21 protein-coding genes and 2 pseudogenes are annotated in these 18,657 nt (G+C 43.7%); 6 read left to right on the top strand and 17 right to left on the bottom strand.

The window, feature by feature from the left end; genetic code table 11:
* The first annotated feature begins 19 nt into the window (after window positions 1-19).
* Window positions 20-319, top strand: coding sequence for a type IV toxin-antitoxin system AbiEi family antitoxin (locus EAE30_RS09030; RefSeq protein ID WP_241967749.1), 300 nt, complete (start codon window positions 20-22; stop codon window positions 317-319).
* A 304-nt stretch (window positions 320-623) separates the two neighbouring features.
* Window positions 624-845: a hypothetical protein gene (locus EAE30_RS19040; RefSeq protein WP_013868469.1), complete on the top strand. Its 222-nt coding sequence runs from the start codon at window positions 624-626 to the stop codon at window positions 843-845.
* 133 nt (window positions 846-978) lie between these two features.
* Here the strand turns inward: EAE30_RS19040 and EAE30_RS09040 are convergent, their stop codons facing one another.
* The 11 genes and pseudogenes from EAE30_RS09040 to EAE30_RS09085 all read right to left on the bottom strand — a co-directional run bounded on the left by EAE30_RS09040 (window position 979) and on the right by EAE30_RS09085 (window position 11,328).
* Complete coding sequence (locus tag EAE30_RS09040) at window positions 979-1,632, bottom strand: recombinase family protein (protein WP_123015607.1); 654 nt, start codon at window positions 1,630-1,632, stop codon at window positions 979-981.
* Window positions 1,633-1,670: 38 nt separating this feature from the next.
* Window positions 1,671-2,135 (bottom strand): thioredoxin-dependent thiol peroxidase, encoded by a 465-nt coding sequence (gene bcp / locus EAE30_RS09045; protein WP_047886770.1) that lies wholly within the window; start codon window positions 2,133-2,135, stop codon window positions 1,671-1,673.
* A 167-nt stretch (window positions 2,136-2,302) separates the two neighbouring features.
* Window positions 2,303-2,806 carry a bacterioferritin comigratory protein gene (locus EAE30_RS09050; protein ID WP_100267551.1) on the bottom strand — a complete coding sequence of 168 codons (504 nt, stop codon included), beginning with the start codon at window positions 2,804-2,806 and terminating at the stop codon, window positions 2,303-2,305.
* Window positions 2,806-4,578 (bottom strand): site-specific integrase, encoded by a 1,773-nt coding sequence (locus tag EAE30_RS09055; protein WP_241967750.1) that lies wholly within the window; start codon window positions 4,576-4,578, stop codon window positions 2,806-2,808. Before EAE30_RS09055 ends, EAE30_RS09050 begins: the two co-directional genes overlap by 1 nt.
* A gap of 87 nt (window positions 4,579-4,665) precedes the next feature.
* The gene (gene tnpC / locus EAE30_RS09060; RefSeq protein WP_338419013.1) at window positions 4,666-5,811 is read right to left on the bottom strand and encodes an IS66 family transposase; all 1,146 of its coding nucleotides are present in this window, start codon (window positions 5,809-5,811) and stop codon (window positions 4,666-4,668) included.
* 14 nt (window positions 5,812-5,825) lie between these two features.
* Complete coding sequence (locus EAE30_RS19185; RefSeq protein ID WP_315972110.1) at window positions 5,826-6,086, bottom strand: DUF6444 domain-containing protein; 261 nt, start codon at window positions 6,084-6,086, stop codon at window positions 5,826-5,828.
* A 108-nt stretch (window positions 6,087-6,194) separates the two neighbouring features.
* Window positions 6,195-6,569, bottom strand: a pseudogene (locus EAE30_RS09065) (site-specific integrase); the annotation flags it as partial.
* Between the two features lie 14 nt (window positions 6,570-6,583).
* Entirely contained in the window at window positions 6,584-8,929 is a 2,346-nt protein-coding gene (locus EAE30_RS09070) for a hypothetical protein (RefSeq protein WP_123015609.1), read from the bottom strand.
* Complete coding sequence (locus tag EAE30_RS09075) at window positions 8,929-10,344, bottom strand: tyrosine-type recombinase/integrase (RefSeq protein ID WP_123015610.1); 1,416 nt, start codon at window positions 10,342-10,344, stop codon at window positions 8,929-8,931. The genes EAE30_RS09070 and EAE30_RS09075 overlap by 1 nt, the downstream gene beginning before the upstream one ends.
* Window positions 10,345-10,436: 92 nt before the next feature.
* Window positions 10,437-10,769: pseudogene (gene bcp / locus EAE30_RS09080) on the bottom strand (thioredoxin-dependent thiol peroxidase); the annotation flags it as partial.
* A gap of 13 nt (window positions 10,770-10,782) precedes the next feature.
* Window positions 10,783-11,328: a glycine cleavage system transcriptional repressor gene (locus EAE30_RS09085; protein WP_123015612.1), complete on the bottom strand. Its 546-nt coding sequence runs from the start codon at window positions 11,326-11,328 to the stop codon at window positions 10,783-10,785.
* 291 nt (window positions 11,329-11,619) lie between these two features.
* On the opposite strand from EAE30_RS09085, the gene dapA reads away from it, so the two are divergent.
* Both dapA and bamC read left to right on the top strand, forming a co-directional pair.
* Window positions 11,620-12,495 (top strand): 4-hydroxy-tetrahydrodipicolinate synthase, encoded by an 876-nt coding sequence (gene dapA, locus EAE30_RS09090; RefSeq protein ID WP_123015613.1) that lies wholly within the window; start codon window positions 11,620-11,622, stop codon window positions 12,493-12,495.
* Between the two features lie 62 nt (window positions 12,496-12,557).
* Window positions 12,558-13,595: an outer membrane protein assembly factor BamC gene (gene bamC / locus EAE30_RS09095; protein WP_123015614.1), complete on the top strand. Its 1,038-nt coding sequence runs from the start codon at window positions 12,558-12,560 to the stop codon at window positions 13,593-13,595.
* Between the two features lie 37 nt (window positions 13,596-13,632).
* On the opposite strand, the gene EAE30_RS09100 is transcribed toward bamC, so the two are convergent.
* From EAE30_RS09100 to EAE30_RS09115, 4 genes are read right to left on the bottom strand one after another with little or no spacing between them, the layout of a single operon-like run.
* Window positions 13,633-13,848, bottom strand: coding sequence for a DUF2897 family protein (locus EAE30_RS09100; protein ID WP_123015615.1), 216 nt, complete (start codon window positions 13,846-13,848; stop codon window positions 13,633-13,635).
* A gap of 8 nt (window positions 13,849-13,856) precedes the next feature.
* A complete protein-coding gene (locus EAE30_RS09105; RefSeq protein WP_123015616.1) occupies window positions 13,857-14,531 on the bottom strand; it encodes a M15 family metallopeptidase in 675 nt (224 codons plus the stop codon).
* A gap of 6 nt (window positions 14,532-14,537) precedes the next feature.
* Window positions 14,538-15,677 carry a succinyl-diaminopimelate desuccinylase gene (dapE, locus tag EAE30_RS09110; RefSeq protein ID WP_123015617.1) on the bottom strand — a complete coding sequence of 380 codons (1,140 nt, stop codon included), beginning with the start codon at window positions 15,675-15,677 and terminating at the stop codon, window positions 14,538-14,540.
* 15 nt (window positions 15,678-15,692) lie between these two features.
* Complete coding sequence (locus tag EAE30_RS09115) at window positions 15,693-16,040, bottom strand: ArsC family reductase (protein ID WP_123015618.1); 348 nt, start codon at window positions 16,038-16,040, stop codon at window positions 15,693-15,695.
* A 203-nt stretch (window positions 16,041-16,243) separates the two neighbouring features.
* Here EAE30_RS09115 and EAE30_RS09120 point away from each other — a divergent pair, with 203 nt between their 5' ends.
* Window positions 16,244-16,528 (top strand): winged helix-turn-helix domain-containing protein, encoded by a 285-nt coding sequence (locus tag EAE30_RS09120; RefSeq protein WP_123015619.1) that lies wholly within the window; start codon window positions 16,244-16,246, stop codon window positions 16,526-16,528.
* 45 nt (window positions 16,529-16,573) lie between these two features.
* On the opposite strand, the gene EAE30_RS09125 is transcribed toward EAE30_RS09120, so the two are convergent.
* Both EAE30_RS09125 and EAE30_RS09130 read right to left on the bottom strand, forming a co-directional pair.
* Complete coding sequence (locus EAE30_RS09125) at window positions 16,574-16,909, bottom strand: DUF2956 domain-containing protein (RefSeq protein WP_123015620.1); 336 nt, start codon at window positions 16,907-16,909, stop codon at window positions 16,574-16,576.
* A 75-nt stretch (window positions 16,910-16,984) separates the two neighbouring features.
* On the bottom strand, window positions 16,985-17,932 hold the full coding sequence (locus tag EAE30_RS09130; RefSeq protein ID WP_123014135.1) for an IS30 family transposase: 948 nt from the start codon (window positions 17,930-17,932) through the stop codon (window positions 16,985-16,987).
* Window positions 17,933-18,153: 221 nt separating this feature from the next.
* On the opposite strand from EAE30_RS09130, the gene EAE30_RS09135 reads away from it, so the two are divergent.
* On the top strand, window positions 18,154-18,648 hold the full coding sequence (locus EAE30_RS09135; protein ID WP_123015621.1) for a DUF2919 domain-containing protein: 495 nt from the start codon (window positions 18,154-18,156) through the stop codon (window positions 18,646-18,648).
* The last annotated feature ends 9 nt before the right edge of the window (window positions 18,649-18,657 follow it).

The following is an 18,657-nucleotide window of genomic DNA, read 5'->3' on the forward strand; positions in this document are numbered from 1 at the left end:
CCACTACAAAGATATCTTATTGCAGCCAGGAGATGTTTGGGGTGGAGAAGTGGCCGCGACTCAGCTTACAAAATATAACCACCCTCACGAGATACTATTGTTTAGCCGACATCAACCGGTCAAGTACTCTATCGGACATAAAGAGTTACCACCTCTTAAAGTAATAAAGCCATTTTGGGGCGAGTCTTTAAAAATTGGTCAACCTGCGTTGGCATTACTAACTATTGCTGAGTTGCTACTATCTAAGGATGCGCGCAATAGAGAAGTGGCTTATCTTATCAATGATAAATACGGAGAATTCAACACATTACCTTTATGAACTTTGTTATGTTAGGAAGTTCAAAACTGACTTTCATAAACATAGGAATAGCAAAAATAGAATCATACTGGCAAATTGGTGGATGGGAGGTTTTATGACCGAGAAACAACGCAGAGCTATCTTGTACCGTGCCGCTCGTAACCGACGAAACGGTTTGCATCTTAAAAGTGATGAGCACCTTGAGCGTAGTGTTAAGGAATCACGGCAGTGGCGAGAATCCATTGAATTGAAATCATCTAGAACCTAAACCAAATAAATTTAAGCGCTACTGATTAATCTTACACTATAAGCAGGGATAAAATGCATGACTGACCCATACTTAAACTTATTGCCGACATTAGAAGAATTCGAACTGCCAGACGTTCCCTGGAAAGTTGTTGACCCATCATCGTTACCGAAAGCTACTCTTTCGGCATTCGATTCATTTATGAGCGGATCTAGCGTCCCTCATAGGGTATTCGTTTATAGCCATGACTACTCGCGTTTTTGCATGCTAGTTCGCCGTGGGGATATAACGTTATCTTAGGGTTCGAGTTAATTCATGCGGTGTCTAGCAGCTTATGTATATACCATCATCGGTTGGGCCGAACCAGCCTGAATCAAAGATGGGCAAAAACGTGTTTAGTGAAAATTAAGGGACGTCAGACAAACTAGGCTTGCTATGAGAACATGTCCACCTGAAACTCAGCTTTCTTGTTATGCAACCCCCTAGCTTCCAACCAAGAGTAAAATCTACTTCTAGAAATCGATACACCACGTTCGTTTAGTTGCTTAAGAATTTCAGCTTTGGTGGTCTTGGTGTCGAGAAGGTTCAATATAAACGCTGTATGCTCATCAAGCCTCGATTTCACCTTCTGTCCCCTCTGACGGCCAGATGATAGACCTTTGGCCTTACGTTTAGCATGACCAGCTTTAGCTCGCTCAGAGCGCTTCTGGGCTTCTACAGCGCTGGCAAAAGACTGCCCAATAACTGTAAAAATGATTTCAGCATTATCAACGTTCTCTGAGCTTATGATAGTGTCGTTGTATGCTAAATGTAGTTCACCGTATGAGGCTATTTGACCAATGGCACCTACTAGCTCCATAACTTTATGGCGACCCAACCGAGTGATATCCGATACAATGATACTTTGTTGAGAGGTGATGAGAGAAAATAACTTCCGCTCACTCAACTCTATCTTGGTGGCAGACACGTGCTCTTCTATCCAATCCGTTATTTGTATGCCACGTTTAGCAGCGTACGCCTTGATAGCTTCTCTTTGTGATTCGCCATCGGCTCTTTGTGAATCTGATACTCGAATGTAGCCAATCATGCCTGTCCCCAAGTTAAGAGTTAATTACTCATGGAAGCTTATTTGCTGTTTAGGTAGTCTAATACGACTTCATGGTGATCTTTGGTCTTGAACTTGTTAAATACATGCTCAAGGTTACCAGACTCATCAATCAGGAAGCTTGTTCGTACTACCCCCATATTTTCGCGGCCCATAAATTTCTTGAGTTGCCAAACATTGTACTTTTCACAAACAGTGTGCTCTTCATCGGCTAGCAAAGTGAAGTTAAGCTCTTGCTTGTTGATAAAGTTAGTTAATTTTTGCGGTGTGTCTGGGCTGACACCAAGAACAACTACATTGTGGGCATCTAACTCAGCTTTAGTATCTCGTAACCCTTTAGCCTGAACTGTGCAGCCGGGTGTTGAAGCGCGTGGGTAGAAATAGAGCAGTACCTTTTTTCCCTGAAAATCAGATAGCGTCACTGGGTTATTGTCTTGGTCATTTAGGGTAAAATCTGGTGCGATTTGTCCAGCTTCGATTGCCATTGGTTTTGTCCTTACTTTCTCAATTAATGGTATGTGGCGTAGCGTTATTCGCTACGTCCTTTTTAGTGCATTTTTATTACGTTAGAGTGTACGTTTTTATCGTTAATTTAGTGTCCTGTCTAGTGATTACACTAAACAGGACGTTTTTTTAGTTGCAGCGCTAAACGCTACTTTGGTTTTCTAAATTGGGGTGCAATAACATTGTCTGAACGAGACGATACGATTTTATCCATCGCTTTTTCTCGCTGACTTTCATGTAACATCTCCATTAGTTCTTGAACGACCTTAATATGAGTGGCAGCTTGAGCGGCTAGCGCTTCCTTATGGCTTTGAGCTTCGTCGTAATATTCTTTTTTCTTCTTATTTGCCTGTGCTCGCTCACCTTTGAGTGCCTTTATTTCTTTTTGAAGCACTTCAATAGGGGAGTCAGAGGTTTCATCCTGAGCAACTTGTACTTCTAATGATTTATTTTTTATCATTAAAACGACGTCGTTATGCCTTCTGAGTGCGCCAGCGGAAAGGCCCGCTTCTTTTTCAACATTGCTATTGTTGATTTTGAGCTTGCCCTTTCGTGCTTTATTACGCAGCTCTTTCGATGTCAACTTCGCTACATCACCATCCAACAGTCTTTCCAATGCTTTGATTAGCTTATTTTTGGTTATCTGTGACATTATGAAATCACTCCGTATGGGATGAGTAAGTTCTTAACTTCATTAGGGAAAATGACAGGCTCAAAGTCGATACCTAAATCATCCATAATGCGTTCAGCAGCTTGAACTTTTATGTAAGATTCAGAGGCGGTTTGAGGAGTGAGTTCGTTGTTTTCAATATCATAAAGCATGTGAATTTCGGCTTCTTTACGCTTTGCTTCAGCAAATACGGCATCAACGATGTAATCATTCTTGCAGTCTACACATTCCATTAGGTTAACGAGCGTTCTTAAACCACAGGTGGTCGAAGTACAGTATATCCCTGGCGCAACAGCATGAATGTGTCGGTTTTGAGTTCGAATTTGCTTTTTCCAATAGTTTAGAGATAACATCTCATTATCTACTTTATCCTTGAATAAATTTCGGTCTGTTTTCATCATGTTCTTAGCAAACTCTTTGCCTTTTCCTCCGGCAACTCGCTCCTTGTTTGCCAGTTTCTGATAGATATTCAAGTAGATGTGGGCTTTCTGGTCGATTCTTTCTTCATCAATGGCATTGGCAAGGTTTTGTTTCTTTTTCCTGAGCTTTTGAAACTTGCTGGCATTTTTTGCATAGTGCCTAGTCATTGCCATAGAGACATGACTAAACTGCTGTTTGAGTTGCGGAAAACTGCAAAGCTCATACCCAATCAAGTAGTAAGCAAATGAGCGGCGAAGTTGATGGCCTGTAAATGCATAATCGTCATCCACTTCAAACGATAAGTTGGGATCCGATGTTTTTAGGTCAATAATGTCTTCATTGGTAAGCGCAAGCTCTTCGCCCATTGCATGTTCAAACCAAGCTTGAGAATGTTTCCCTATTTGATTTTTGGTTATTTCACTAAAATCCTCTTTTATTTTATGAAAAAACGATTGTGAGCTAGGGTGTCGCTTTCTGAGTGGCGTGTGCAGTGCTTGAAGCACCTCGTACGCTTTCATGCCGATTTCGGTTGTGACAAACTCATCTTGTTTCGATTGAGAGCCTTTGGCTGTCTTGGATAGGTTGGCGTGGATAACGTGTATCTTCTGGCGGTCTATTGTTTCAGTTGTGCAGCCCTGAGTGGTGTTTAGGGCATACATCTCATCGGCTCTCATTCCTGTTCGAGCCATTAACCCCCATAGGCAACCACCATTAAGCGTTTTAAAAAGCGATTGAGCCTCTATTAGATTGGTGATTGTCCATTGGCCAATCGTTAGGTTACGCTCGGTGTGGAACTTATCAATGTAGTCGCTCCTTATTTCTGGTTTATGAAGGCGTATGAGAGCCAGTGCCTCTTTTTCATTTTGAGAATGAAGGGCTGTAAAGGCGTCTTGAAAAGCAAGGGTGCGCTTTTTACTTGATTTCTGTTGGGCTAAATACCATTGAATGTTACCGCTTTTAGATTGGGCTTCATTACTGACCAGATACTTCGCATATCCTTCATACGCCTTATCAAAGTAGGTGGCGATGTATTCTGCCAGTTGCTCTAGTTCATCACGAATAGCATAAGCTTCACCAATCAGTGCTTCCGACTTTTGAAGACCCAGATAGTAGAGCCTTTGAGGGATGACGGTATACTGCTTAGCTTCTTTGATTGTTATACCAAAATCAGAAGCGTTAAGCTTTTTGGTTAAGTTAACTTCAAATGGTAAACTGCTCGCTTCTTTGTAAAGTCGATTTAACCCGTTGTAAATTGCCATCCTTTCAAAGTCTATGTCAGTAAAGCCTGTTAATGCCCACGTTTCGAGTCGGTCAAAGTCCAAAGCAGACAGCATATTAAACCCTTCATTTAAGAGTGGAACGATGATTTTTTTCAGGTCATTTAATGGTAACCGTTCACCAGTAGGTACTTGATTTGCTCGCTATAGGTTGAACACGTTGGGATAGGGTTGGCGTGCGGTGACCGCTTGTACTATCTCAGAGAGTACTGCATACGTTGATAGTCCGCGTTTTTTACACGTCTCAACAAGCGAGTGGATGCGACCTCTAAATTTATCACCCGCATCGGATGTCGTTCCATAGCTGATTTTTCTCTGAATGACGCAACCACGTATGCGCCTCTCCGCTTCATTATTTGTCAGCGGTATTGAGGTATCGTTCAGGAACAACCATAAGCTTTGCCTATGCTGCTGCAATTTTTCGCATCGTCCTTTATATCTTTGGACTATCAGTGTACTGCCTTTTTCAAGCCAGTCATCGAGGGATTTTTGCAGTCGTTGCATTCGCCGAAGATATTGACCGTGCGTGATTTCCTTTCTTTCAAGACGATGACGAATACGGAAAATCATATTGGCAATCAGAGTTAAACGACGGCCGACGTAAGCGGTATATCCTCCGCCACTATAGTCCGCTATTTGTTGAAGGTTACGTGTGACATGCGACCAGCAGAGTTGATGTTTTTCTGGGTTTATCCAGTTGTAGCTTGGGCATTGGTCACTCACAACGAAGCCTGAGTAATGTTCACCAAGCACCGTTTTCGCAGAATGCATGGAACGAGAGAATAAGATTTTCTCATAAACAAGGTTTTCACTGGCCACAAGCCAGCACCATCGAAGCCCTTCTTCGTCATTACGAGGATGAGAGGTTTCATCAACATGTACCAGTGGTGCGGTTTGGATACTATCTCGAATGGCTTGGTGGAGTGGCGTTAACATCGAAGCGACTTTCGTTTGCGCTTCGCTAATGGCTCCAATAGAGAATGTGGTTCCAAATTGCTCTTTCAGAAGTGAGCGGGTTTTACGGATACTTAAATGGTACTGACCGGCTAATACCGCAATATAGCTGAGAAGATTCGGCCCCATGATCCCTTGAGAAACATGGTCAGGTTTCTTTGCTCTGAGCAGTTCATTGCAGTGCTGGCATTGTCCTGAATACAGTCGGTACTCAGTAATATCTATCGTTGGTTTAGAAATTTCATGGACCTGGTGACGATAAAAAGGCGTGTCATGAACCGTGACGTCAGTGTTACCGCAACATGGACAAGTTGAGTCAGGAAAGCAATCAACCACGACATCACTGTCTTTTAGTTCTGAGAGTTGTCGTTGATGCCCTGAGTGACCCGGTTTAGCTCCGCGCGAATGGCGACCACCAGAGCTTTGAGCTTTTTTCTTTCAGCTCGCTCTTTTGGCCCATCGGTTGAAGGAGGTTTTGAAGAGTTGGAGCAATTGGTCTTGAGTTTATCTTCATAAAAACGCAGTTGTTCCCACAGCTCTTGAATGAGTGCGTTAGCTTCTTTGATATCAGAAGCCACAGGTGGCGCTTCTGTGAATTTGGATTTTTTCATTTTCATGCAAACAGGATGACGCTTAGAAATGATCACTCAACAGTAAAATGTGGATCCAGTGCTGTTGATCACATTTGATATGTCAATGGGGGGCTGGTGAACGGTTACATTTAATGCATCCCAAAGAGTGCCAAACGAGTGGCTTTGAGGCGATAGCCACATCATTTTAAGCAAGAGGGTTTTAAGCTGATTTTTTAGGTTGCGCTCAATGACTTTACCATCGACTGTAAAATCAATGGTAAAAGATCTCTTTGTTTTTGGCTCAAAATAAGGCTGTAGCTTCCTCCAAGCGTCATCATCGCCAATTTTGCCTAATGATTCTCCCGTAACAGTAAAGCCTATATCAAGGTTTTCGAGTTCATCCCAATCGCCACGCTCAATAGCTGGCTTTAATACATCCATTAGGTAATTTGCATGGGCGCCAACATGTTCTTGTGCTTTAAGAAGCTTGTTTTGATGTTCTAGGTCAGAGAGTTTTATCATGTGAGCCTCCGTAACTATAGGGATAAAAGCGCGTGGTCGATGGAAACTCTTGGGTGACGACTTTGGGTATTAAATCGCTTCATAGCCTCATCGAATACATCATAACTCGCCCCATCTAGCGTATACTCATACTGTTCAATTTTTTCATGAATATCCCCTTTCGAATCAGGGTACATATCAAGGATTTCCTTAAGAACATCGATGTATGAAATGAGCTTATAAATAGCCTCAACGTCATCTACCGCTTTGGCCGATTGGCACTTGTGACACATATCAAATTCGGCACAAGGTAAGTTGATGCCTAGCGCATAGTTCGTTTCACGTTGTGTGTTTTTACCATCACTAATGACTTGCTGCCCATTACAAGTTAGCCCGTTGGGGTTAGTTTTAATATTGCCTTCTTCGCGCTTTTTCTTCGCCTCATCGTGTGACAACATCGGAATACCACGCCTTTTCGCTACTATGTCTTTTGCTTGCTCTAAGCTCGTATCATCATCGAGGTTTTCTATAACCTCCACACCCTGAGAGATGATGACCTTATTCAGTGATGAAAGCCCGTTCAGATAACTTCTGTCTAACGTTTCCTTCGCGTTTTGGAGTAAGCTTTGAGCCGCTTGAATCCCACCCTCAGCATAGGCTTGGTTACTGGTCATTTCTCGCCAGCGACTCGATTGAAGAGAGAGGTAGTAATGGTTTGGTTCAACAGACCAAGTCCGCATTAGCTGTGCTGAAATGGGGCTGATGCCCTCCCAATCTTTAGGGGTGTCATTTCTATTTTTTGCTAAAAGCAGTCGCTCATATTTCTTGGGCTGCTTGTCTGCTTTTTCATTCGCGTATTGCTCAATATCTTTGATTAAAGCTAAATCAGAAGCGGGGACTTTAAAGAAGCTACCGATGCCATTTCTATAGTTAAAAGAAACGGTAACATTGCCATTGCTGTCTTTTTCGGAGTATGTGAGCGGAAGTAAAATCCCTTTAAGCGGTAAGTCGGTGTAGCAAGATAAAATACAATAGGCGCTATTGGTCGCCCCTTGCCCTGCTTTGGTTTTGCTTATTGGCTTTAGTTCTTTATGAACAACAGTGCGACCCAAGTGATTAACGACTTTCTTTAACGTGATGGTTTGTTGGTTTCGATAGGCATAAAACAGCTCTTTAAACCAAGGTAGGTTGCCAGCACGATACGGAGATAACAGGTGTAGTTGGTTAACTAGCTTTTTATTTAGATCACCCAAATTAAAGGTATCACTCACCTCAGCGTGATTATTGAGGGTAAAAATTAATACAGAGTCATCTTCACTGTTGCCGTACAGCTTGGATAGTCGCTCTAGTAACTGTATAAACTTCACCCCGTCACGCTTATCCACGTCAAACTGCTCACCCACCAATAGGGCATCGACTGCTTTGTTCGCTCTAGGCTTATGGCTTGAGACCTTTACCACTTGTAGGCTCTTATCTCGCTCTTCTGTATGAACCTCAATTGGGTGGGCAATATCTCGAATGTTGCTGTCATTGAGTGAAGTGAAAAAGCACAACAGATGATAGGCAGCACCCATTGTGAGGTTAAAGGCTGCGCCACTATTAACAGCGGTGCCACTTTTACTTACATGTGTATTTCGCGCTTCCAATGATGTCGGAATTTGAATCACTTCCTCATGTGAATCAAGGGTAATTATAAGAGGAAGCGTTTCTGGTAAGGGTATGCTGTTTTCTTTGGCAGCAATAAGCTGTGGCGCAAGAGTGAAGAATAACGCCTCTAACCGTGTCACAAGAAGCTCTTCTTCCTCATCTGAGTACCCCTTATATGGCGTATTTTCTCCTGTAAACCCTCGGTGAAGCAATGCCCAACCGGAAACAGGCAAGCCACACCAATCGAGCGTAGTACGAAGAGATGTCAGCTTTTGTGGAGCCGACGATTCTTTAATGCCTAACTCATCACCATGATTGTATTCCCATAGGCGTTTGGAAGGGCTATACACCTTGATACGGTGTCTTAATTCGCCATCGTTGCCAGCAAACTTTAAGTACCCATTTTCCGTAAATGGGTCAACATTTACCGCATCACAAAAAGCAAGATAGGCGCGTAAATATTCGTAGTGTCCTGTGGTGGTGGTCGCTGAGTTACCATTACTGACGTATTGGTTGGCTTTCTCGCAAAACCGCCTAATAAATATTGCTCGGCTGTCTATTTTCTCATTTTCTTTGTTACACCCTAAGTGCAATAAGTGAGAAACATCGAAATGCTTTGGTTTATTTGATATCGTATATTTATAAGGAATTGTCAGATTCAAAGGCACGACATTTTGGCTATTGCGTACATGCTTAACGGAATTGGTTTGTCTGGTAATTTTACTTTTCGCCATTACGCCCAGCCTCCGTTTATTTTGCGGTTTTTCGCTTTAGCCATGTTGATTTGGTCGTCCAGTTTATTCATGAACTTAATGTATTTCTCAGTGGTTGACGTGTTTTCATGCCCCATTAATAGAGCCAATTCATCCATAAGATAGTCATAGCCAACATCACGCTCTTTTGACTCCTTCCAAAGCCAATGAGTGGCAAAGGTAGAACGTAAATCATGAATACGGTAATACCAAGAAGAATCCACTTCGCGTATCTGTTTTCGAAGGTTTGAAAAGTGCGTTTCTAACGTATTGACCGAGTAAGGCGTCCCTTTATTTGAAGTAAACAGGTAATCTATGGCATCTAAAATCACACCTGACTGAACAAGCTCATTGCGTCTGTTTAGGTTTTTTAGTCGTGCATGACTTTCTTTATATATCTCTAGCTCTTCGTATAGCTCAATGGGAATTTCTACGGTACGAGGCTTACTGCCTTTTGTGCGAGTAATTTTGATTGGTACTGAGTCCAAATCACTGTAGTCAGCCTTTCCTATGTCGTAAGCGGGGAAGTGAATGGCTTCGTCAATTCTAAGCCCCGCGTCGGCGCATAGCCGATAAATTAATTCTGTCGACTTTGGGAGTGACGTTACATGTTCATTAAATAAAGCCTTGTGCTCAGGGTGCATGGGCTTGAGCTTTTTATGGGCGGGTGTGTTCTCTTTTTTAGGAAACATTCTCATGATATTGGAGGTTTCATAAGTACGTTCAGAGCCTGATTTTGTGTGAGCCAACATATCGTGTTGGTTTAACTCTTGATGCACAGTTCCAGTTGTGTAGTGGGTAACAACATTCCGATCGTTATTTTTGATGTAGCCGTATTTTTGCATCCATTTATAGAATCCAATCACGGCACTCATGTAACTTCTAGCGGTAGATAAACTAAAAGCTTCATCGCCATTAGCACCTTCAATATTATTGCAGTTCGCAAGCAGAAACTCAGCAAATCGCCAAGGTGCTCCTTCTTCCTCATATTTGGTTAAAGATTTATAGCTCAAATATTCAGGAGGAATGATATTCCCATCTTCGTCTTCTTGCTCTAGGCAGGTTGAATCTAAGAATCGAGTAAAGGCGAGTAGACCCTTTGCAATTGAACTAGTGTCTTTTACTTTTGCTTCACCACGTAACTTAGACACTAGGTATAGGGATTGAGGATAGACAACCAACCCATTACGACCAATGATGATATTGGTTTCTTTGATGAACTGCTTTAAGGTGGATGGATCTAATGAGGATGGTTCTAATAAGGCTGAAAAAGCAACTTCTCCTGATTCAGTATCAGTGCTGCTTCTTATTTTGAGCTTGGCTAACGTATCAACCTTTATTGGTAATAACCAACAGTCATCATAAATGTCTAAGTATGTATTATTAGTTTCTATCAAAAAACAACCCTCAATATGTTTACTCACATATTAAAGATAGTTTTGTCATAAAAACCAATCAAGGTTATTTGTCATAAAAATTAACTAAGGGTAAATTTTTTGAGTTGCCACACGCCGTATTTTTCACAGACTGCATGATCTTCGTCAGACAGCAGAGTGAAGTTTAAGTTATCACGTTCAATGAACTTAGGCAGACGTTTTACGGCATCAATACTGATTCCGAGTACCACCACATTGTGACTGTCGAGTTCACTTTTGATATCTCGTAAGCCTTGCGCTTGTACCGTGCAACCTGGTGTCATTGCTTTTGGGTAAAAATAAACTAACACTTTTTTACCAGTGAAATCGCTAAGCGAAACGGGTTCTCCATCTTGGTTGAGCAAGGTAAAGTCAGGGGCTTTTACGCCAGCTTGTAATGTTGTCATCATTGATCCTTTTTTAAGCGCTACTTTTAATAAAATTGAGTGTACCAGAGACTTGCAACGCTGCGCAGAGTTGTTCGAATTCTTCTTGTAGCTGCATTAAGTTGTAATCGACATTGACCTTCGCACTGAGCGTCATAAGAAAACGCTCACGGCTACTAGCATGCGAAGTGAGAGGGGGAGCCGTTTGCGCGCTCAAAGACTCGATACCAATCTGACGCTGTGCAAAAAACGTGGTGATTTTTTCTGCAATACCAGGGCGATCATCAGACTCGACAAAGACTTCAACCACATAGGTATGGCTGGGCGTTACCTTGAGTGTGGTCCGTTTCACCATGGTGATTAAATCGTGTTGCATACCAAAGGCAGGTAACAATGTTTCAAGGCGGGAGAGGGCGCTTGGTGAACCAGACACCATCATCAATAGAGAGAACTCTTCCCCTAATAGAGCGATGCGGCTGTCGACAATGTTGAGTTCAGACTGGGTGACCAGTTTTACAATTTGATTGCATATACCTGGGCGGTCTGTGCCAATGGCGGTAATCACAAGATGTTGTTTCATCATTCTGTTTTCGCATGGTCGATTTTATTAAATGGTATCACATAACTTGGGGATGAAAAGAGGGCTCATCAGGGCATTTGTCGAGTTTAGCGAATAGATTAACCGAGAAATAGCAAAAGGCTAACGCCATTCCTCCGCGGATTCTGACATACTCTTCCAACACGAGGGTTAACCGTCGTCGATGTTATCGATGAATATTCACGATATCGACGATTTATGCGTGTTTAATCCCTTGTGTTGCACAACAACGTTGCAGTACCATGCAATAAGTATTCATCTAGGGAGATAGACATGTTTTCAGGAAGTATCGTGGCGTTAATTACACCTTTTGAGACCAATGGTGAAGTGGATTATGCCGGGCTTAAAAAATTGGTGGATTTTCACGTTGAAGCCGGTACTGACGCGATTGTGTCTGTGGGCACAACGGGCGAGTCAGCCACGTTAACTGTGCAGGAACACATCAAAGTTGTCGAAAAGACAGTCGAGTTTGCTGCCGGACGCATCCCTGTGATTGCCGGTACGGGGGCGAATGCGACACACGAAGCGATTGAGTTTTCACGTGCGCTTAACCACAAAGGCCTTGCCGGTTACTTAAGTGTGACACCGTATTACAATAAGCCCACCCAAGAAGGGATGTACTTACACTTTAAAGCGATTGCTGAAGCGACGGATGTTCCGGTGATTTTATACAACGTGCCGGGTCGTACTGGGGTGGATATGAAGCCTGAAACGGTGGCTCGCTTGTCGAAGCTTAAAAATATCGTGGCTTTGAAAGATGCCACGGGCGATATTGAACGCGTTGCGCAGCATCGTGCGTTATGCAGCGATGATTTCGTCTTACTCAGTGGTGATGATGCAACCGGCTTAGATTTTATTAAAGCGGGTGGTCAGGGGGTGATTTCGGTTACCAACAATATCGCCGCCAAAGATATGGCAGATATGATGCGTTTAGCGCTCAATAATCAGTTTGATGAAGCGTATGCGATTAATGAAAGATTAATGCCATTGCATAAGCATTTATTCATCGAATCCAGTCCAATCCCCGTGAAGTGGGCAGCACAGCAGCTTGGTTTGATTGAAAATGGTGATCTTCGTCTACCTTTAACAGAATTGACTGAACAAGCTCAACCCATTGTTGCCGAAGCTATTGCTCACGCCAAGATTTAAAGATTGGTTGCTTTCGATTACCATTCCGAGCCATTGGCCTCGGCAATTTTTTAGGAGTTTCAATGAAGTGTTCTCGTCAGCTAGTGCTTAGTTCACTGGCTGTGTTAGTTTTGAGTGCTTGTTCAAGCAGCCCGGCAGAACGACGTCAAGCAAAGGATAGCTTTGCTTACTTAGATGCCAAAGATTTTCATGATTGGACAATGCCAAAAGACGCTCAGTCACATTATTATCCCAATTACCAAATCCCTAAAGGGGATTATCAAGGGCAAGTCGGGCAGAACGTCGATATCCGTCCGCCTCAGCAAATTCTGAATTTGGTTCCGGGCGCCCGCTCTCAGGTTCAAAATGGTAAGGTGACACTATGGGTCGTGAAAAAGTCCGATGCTGACAGCGTTTGGCGAGCAATCAACGATATGGTTGATAGTGGCAAACTCCCTGTTGCTAAAAAGAGTCACAATGCACTAGAGACGGGCTGGGTTCGTTGGACATCGAAAGATGAAGACAGTGAGATCGACACACGCTATGACATTGAACGTGTACAGGCGAATCATCGTTATGGCATTCAAATCTCGTTAGTCCAATGGCGTCAAAAAGAGAGTCAGAAAGAGGCCACAATCCCTCAACGCCAGCGTTATACGGCTTATATGACGAACTTAGTGACGACCCATTATGATGCTGAGCGCCGTGCAGAAGAGCGCCGTAAAGCGAAAGCGATGGTAAACAATATTCCTGTCGCGATGGGGACTGACCGTAGTGGTTTGCCTGTCATCATTGCTCGTGCTCCTTATGATATTTTCTGGCAGCGTGTCACGACCTTATTGCCGACATTAGGCTTTAATATTAAAGATCGTAATCATTCGCAAGGTACGGTGAAAGTGCGTTATGTCGGTATCGATGATGATACCTTAGCGCAGCATGGCTTGAAGCCGTTAGATTTACAAACAGGAAGCTATACTTTGTTATTGGGTGATCTGAGTAACCGGACATCGATTAATGTGACGAACGATAAAGACAAGCCGATTCCTGAAAAGCAAATGAAGCAGATTGTGGCAGCTTGGAAAGCACTGATTGATAAACCTGATTCTAAAAACTCACAGTAGCGATATCATCGAACAGTGAACCAATAAAAAGAGCGTATTAACGCTCTTTTTTTATGGATGAATCGGAAGAGGACGCGGAGGAAGAGTCTGAGTCCGGTGAGGATGTAGGGGGCGTGGCGTTTTCCTTGGTTGGGGGCTTTTTTTGCCATTGATCAAATTTCATTTTTGAGGTGTATTTGAGTGCGGCAATATTACCGATGATGATACACAGCACCCCAATGATAATGACCCAAGGGTTGAACAGTAATTCCATATTGCCTCCTAATCACTGACGTTAATGACATACTCATTATAGATGCTAGGTAGCGATGCTAGGATGCTCTTTTGTCCCAAAATGTTACTTTGTTTCAGTTGATTAGCCAAAACAGGCACAGTGAGCTGAGCAAGGTAGCGGCGTGCAGTGGCTCGATGGCTAATATGCCAAGGTTCAAAAGCCACGCCACTGCCTCCCTGCTGGTAAGGGAAATAGAAACCAAAAGATTCAAGGTGTTCCGATAACCATTGATAGAAACCCGACTGATGCCCTGATAGGTACTCCCATGGTTCGAGTTGCAGTGAAGTGGCGTCGGGGAGAGCATTATGGGCATAAACATCGAAGTCTGTTCCCCAATGATGTCGACTGGCTCCAGGGAGCGCAGACCAGCGCAGAATGGCCATGACTTTCTCATGCTCAGATAGCTTAGAAACATCAATCGGACGGTTGTCTGCATCTTTAATGGAGGCCTCTCCCGACATTTTGCGATTCCAAATCCAGCATTGACGGTCAAACGGCCGGAAACCACTCGCAATATGAAAATCAAATCCCGCCGCAACCGCTGCTTGAGATAAACCCATTAAATCGTTTTGAACATCTGGGTGCACCAGAAACGATTTCTGTCCCATCATCAAGCAAGTCAAATGCTCGTCAGTTTGTCCGGTCAGTTGTTGCGGCGTCATGGCGTATTACTCAGCGAATAAGTGTTTGAGGATATGTTGATACATATCAGTCAGTTTCTCAAGGTCTTCGATACGGACGCACTCATTGACTTTATGGATTGTCGCATTGACAGGCCCAAGCTCGACCACTTGCGCGCCCATTGCTGCAATAAAACGGCCATCGGAGGTTCCGCCAGTGGTCAGTAGCGCTGGTGCATTTTTATTCACTTTTTGGACGCCTTTAACAACCGCATCAAGTAACGCTCCTTCATCGGTTAGAAAAGGCTGACCACTTAAGGTCCAGTCTAAGTCGTAGTCTAAATCGTGCTTATCAAGAATATCGATCACTCGCTGTTTGAGTGAGATATCGGTCGACTCGGTACTAAAACGGAAATTGAATTGCACATTGAATTCGCCGGGAATAACGTTCGCGGCGCCCGTTCCACTGTGCAAGTTAGGGGTTTGAAAGCTGGTCGGTGGAAAGTAGTCATTACCTTCATCCCATTGTGTTGCTGTAAGCTCAGCAAGCGCAGGCAGGGCTTGGTGGACTGGATTCCGAGCAATATGGGGATAAGCAACGTGTCCTTGAATTCCTTTGATGGTTAAATCGCCAGTCAACGAACCGCGTCGGCCGTTTTTAACGACGTCACCGACATACTCGGTACTTGAAGGTTCGCCAACAATACAGATATCGATGTTTTCTCCACGCGCTTTGAGCGTCTCAACAACGCGCGTTGTCCCATTGATGAACGGCCCTTCTTCATCGGATGTGATGAGAAAAGCGATAGAGCCAGTGTGATCGGGATATTCGGCGATAAATCGCTCGACAGCGACCACCATACAGGCCAAAGAGCCTTTCATATCCGCAGCACCACGGCCATAAAGCATGCCATCTTTGATGGTTGGTTCAAAAGGCGGAGTATGCCAGTGGGCTAAGTTTCCGGCGGGCACTACGTCGGTGTGTCCCGCAAAGACAAACAGCGGTGCTGAGTGCCCACGGCGAGCCCATAAGTTGGTGGTATCTTCGAAAACCATCGTTTCGATTTCAAATCCGAGGGCTTTAAGGCGTTCGATCATTACCTGCTGACACCCAGCATCTTCGGGGGTGACTGACTGGCGACGCAGTAGATCGGTAGCAAGCGCAAGTACGGGGCTATCTGTTGTCATTGTTGCATTCCTATATTAAGAGAAAATATCCGCGTATTGCTCGGCTTTAAACCCGAGATGCAGTTGTCCATCCACACTTAAGATAGGACGTTTAATCATGGCGGGATGCTCGACCAGTAGCGGGATCGCTGCGGTTTCTGTTAATCCGTCTTTTTGCTCTTGAGTCAATTGGCGATATGTCGTGCCGCGCTTGTTCACTACCTGTTGCCAATCGAGTTGGGCAAAAAATGTTTCGATGAGCGCTTGATCAACTCCGTGCTTACGATAGTCGTGAAATTGGTAGTCAATACCAGCCTGTTCTAACCATTTTCGCGCTTTTTTGATGGTATCGCAGTTGGGAATACCATACATAATGATGTTCATAACTATCTCTCTAAAACTGAATTTTTATACAAACTGAATGGATCCTAGCAGGAAGCGTCAGTGGTGACAAAAGGTATTCGTATTTTGCTTTGAAGCACAGAAATGTTGCCAAAAAAACGAAGGATTGAACAGTTATTGATCAAACTCAACACAGCAACTCACAAAACAGAAATAATGGACGCATTAAGGCTGAGGAGGTATGAATGGAATTGAGTCCTGTGTTTGCGAGGCGGTTGTATCTCGCGTTATTGGTGGAATGTTTGGATAGGCCAAATGTTCCTAAATTAATTGAAAAAACGGGGTGGCCCCGGCGCACTATCCAAGATGTGATTCGTGCGTTACCAGGCATTGGTATTGAGCTGATGTTTGTGCAAGACGGGCGTCGTCACAATGATGGTTATTACCAATTGTCAGATTGGGGGCCCTTTGATTACCAGTGGGTATTAGAGCGTGAAAGTGATATCGCTAAGACATTAGGATATGATTAAGCCAAAGCCAGCAGAGATGCTGGCTTTGGCTATTAATCAAGAGCCCTAAGTGAGATTGAGGTAGGTGATAAATCCTAACCAACTGACGAGTAATAGCATCCAAGGTAGCCAACGGATTTGGCTTTTGGGGATATCTTTGTCCAAGTTTATCTCTGGAGTCATTGGCGATGTTTCAGTGACGATTTGTTTTTTCTTCGCTTTATCAGCTTGACGCTTCTTCTCTTTTTGCTGTTTCTTGTAGAGAGCAATGCCATGCTCGATACCTTGCGCAATCAACTTAGTTTGTTCTTTGGTCTGTCCAGGTTTTTGCGTGGCTTTTGCCATACGCATCGCCTCTTGCTGAGTTTCTGGCGACGGGCGTGATGACGAATTGTTTTTCATCAAGAATTCCTTTTTTGTTGAGATGAACATAGTAATAAACCCGAATTCAACTGCGAAGTGCGACACTCTCCAATATCAAGAAGCTAAAGCCATCTCCTCAAATATAATGGCTGCCTGCTTGAAGCCTAAACACTTTCTCGGACGGTAATTTATCCGCGATAAAGCGAACTCTATATCGATGTCCGTCACTGTCGTTAGATCGGTTCCTTTCTTCACATATTGCCTTAAAAGACCGTTCGCATTCTCATTAGCACCACGCTCCCAAGAACTGTACGGATGAGCAAAGTACACATCAGCCTTTAATTCTTTTGCGATGGTTTCATGACCTGCAAACTCTCGCCCGTTATCTGCCGTAATGGTATGGACATGTTTCTTATAGGGCTTCAGTAGCTCTATTGTCGCTTTGGTGACATCATCCGCTGACTTAGATGGCACTTTCTTTACCACGTAAAATCGAGTCTTACGCTCTAAAATAGTCACCATTGCACCTGTACCATGCTTACCTAGCACAGTGTCGATTTCCCAGTCACCAAACCGCTCCTTACTGTCAACGATGCTTGGTCTATCATCAATCGAAACGGCATTTTTTATCGCTGGAGCTTTCTCTTGTTTACCTCGGCGATACCGCTTATGACCTTGTCTCAAGTGACGATATAACTTACCGCCCAAGCGTTTATCTTGAGCAACAAAGCGATAGATCCACTCATGACTGACAGATGCACCAATTTTCGTTAATACATTAGAAATCTGCTCTGGACTCCAATCTGTTTCTAAAAGAAGGCGGATAAAATCGACACGTTCCTTTGGTATTCGGTATTTACGTGCTGTTTTGCGCTTTTTGGTAGACGACATCTGGGCTTCGTTAGGGCAATAATGCTCTCCCTTCCGACCGCGTTTAAGCTCACGGTATACCGTCGAGCGGTGGCACTGAACTGTTTTAGCTATTTCAGGAACCGAAATTCCCCGTTCCAAAAGAGCAGAAATCTGGTATCTTCTGCCTTCGGTCAACTGCTGATAATTCATGGTAGTACTGCTTGTTTCTTTGGCGAGAAGAGCGTACCACTTTCAGCAGTTGGCTTCTTCTTCTACGCTTTCCATGAATGTCGCACTTATTATCTGAAATCGGGAATAACCAGTCATACTGCGAGCGATGATGGTAGAAATGGATAATCAAGACATGACCTTCGTCAACAATAGCGATAAAGTAGGACTCTTTTTTCTACGCAGAGATAAGAAGAGGCATTGTGCGTTACTATCCGCTAGAGCATTATGATAAACACGGATTTTTAAAGACGCCGATATGGCTATGGCTGACTTGGTTTTGGTTAGCAAAAGCTTGGGGCGTGCTCGTCATGGCAGGAGCTACCCGTCAGAATGGCGCTGATATTTTGGCGTTTTGTTATCCGATTCGTGCTCACTTCTATTACGAGTTGGCCTTGGGTGTGCCCGTCGTGATCATGATGTGGTGGGTTCATTTTCGTCATCCGGAGCGAACGGTGATGACCAAGTGGATTCATCGGGTGACACGGCATGTCACGCTGCTGGATGTCATCGCACAAGTGAGCTTAAGTGTATATTATGTCCTGCAGCAGCATGGTCGGTTTGAATGGTTTAATGCGATGTCATTACTTTTGTTATTATGGATGATGCTATACGTCTGTAATAGTCGTCGGCTCAAGGCTTGTTTTGAACCGAAAGATAAGAATAAAGCAATCTCACCGAAAGGTGACGGTTTGTAAAAAACTAAG

This window comes from Vibrio zhugei, from assembly GCF_003716875.1.
Classification (GTDB): domain Bacteria; phylum Pseudomonadota; class Gammaproteobacteria; order Enterobacterales; family Vibrionaceae; genus Vibrio; species Vibrio zhugei.

What these genes read in the sequence shown, in the direction of transcription:
- EAE30_RS19040 (WP_013868469.1), top strand. Translation starts at nt 624, where the DNA reads ATGACTGACCCATACTTAAACTTATTGCCGACATTAGAAGAATTCGAA.
- EAE30_RS09040 (WP_123015607.1), bottom strand. Translation starts at nt 1,632, where the DNA reads ATGATTGGCTACATTCGAGTATCAGATTCACAAAGAGCCGATGGCGAA.
- bcp (WP_047886770.1), bottom strand. Translation starts at nt 2,135, where the DNA reads ATGGCAATCGAAGCTGGACAAATCGCACCAGATTTTACCCTAAATGAC.
- EAE30_RS09050 (WP_100267551.1), bottom strand. Translation starts at nt 2,806, where the DNA reads ATGTCACAGATAACCAAAAATAAGCTAATCAAAGCATTGGAAAGACTG.
- EAE30_RS09055 (WP_241967750.1), bottom strand. Translation starts at nt 4,578, where the DNA reads ATGCTGTCTGCTTTGGACTTTGACCGACTCGAAACGTGGGCATTAACA.
- EAE30_RS19185 (WP_315972110.1), bottom strand. Translation starts at nt 6,086, where the DNA reads ATGAAAAAATCCAAATTCACAGAAGCGCCACCTGTGGCTTCTGATATC.
- EAE30_RS09070 (WP_123015609.1), bottom strand. Translation starts at nt 8,929, where the DNA reads ATGGCGAAAAGTAAAATTACCAGACAAACCAATTCCGTTAAGCATGTA.
- EAE30_RS09085 (WP_123015612.1), bottom strand. Translation starts at nt 11,328, where the DNA reads ATGAAACAACATCTTGTGATTACCGCCATTGGCACAGACCGCCCAGGT.
- dapA (WP_123015613.1), top strand. Translation starts at nt 11,620, where the DNA reads ATGTTTTCAGGAAGTATCGTGGCGTTAATTACACCTTTTGAGACCAAT.
- bamC (WP_123015614.1), top strand. Translation starts at nt 12,558, where the DNA reads ATGAAGTGTTCTCGTCAGCTAGTGCTTAGTTCACTGGCTGTGTTAGTT.
- EAE30_RS09100 (WP_123015615.1), bottom strand. Translation starts at nt 13,848, where the DNA reads ATGGAATTACTGTTCAACCCTTGGGTCATTATCATTGGGGTGCTGTGT.
- EAE30_RS09105 (WP_123015616.1), bottom strand. Translation starts at nt 14,531, where the DNA reads ATGACGCCGCAACAACTGACCGGACAAACTGACGAGCATTTGACTTGC.
- dapE (WP_123015617.1), bottom strand. Translation starts at nt 15,677, where the DNA reads ATGACAACAGATAGCCCCGTACTTGCGCTTGCTACCGATCTACTGCGT.
- EAE30_RS09115 (WP_123015618.1), bottom strand. Translation starts at nt 16,040, where the DNA reads ATGAACATCATTATGTATGGTATTCCCAACTGCGATACCATCAAAAAA.
- EAE30_RS09120 (WP_123015619.1), top strand. Translation starts at nt 16,244, where the DNA reads ATGGAATTGAGTCCTGTGTTTGCGAGGCGGTTGTATCTCGCGTTATTG.
- EAE30_RS09125 (WP_123015620.1), bottom strand. Translation starts at nt 16,909, where the DNA reads ATGAAAAACAATTCGTCATCACGCCCGTCGCCAGAAACTCAGCAAGAG.
- EAE30_RS09130 (WP_123014135.1), bottom strand. Translation starts at nt 17,932, where the DNA reads ATGAATTATCAGCAGTTGACCGAAGGCAGAAGATACCAGATTTCTGCT.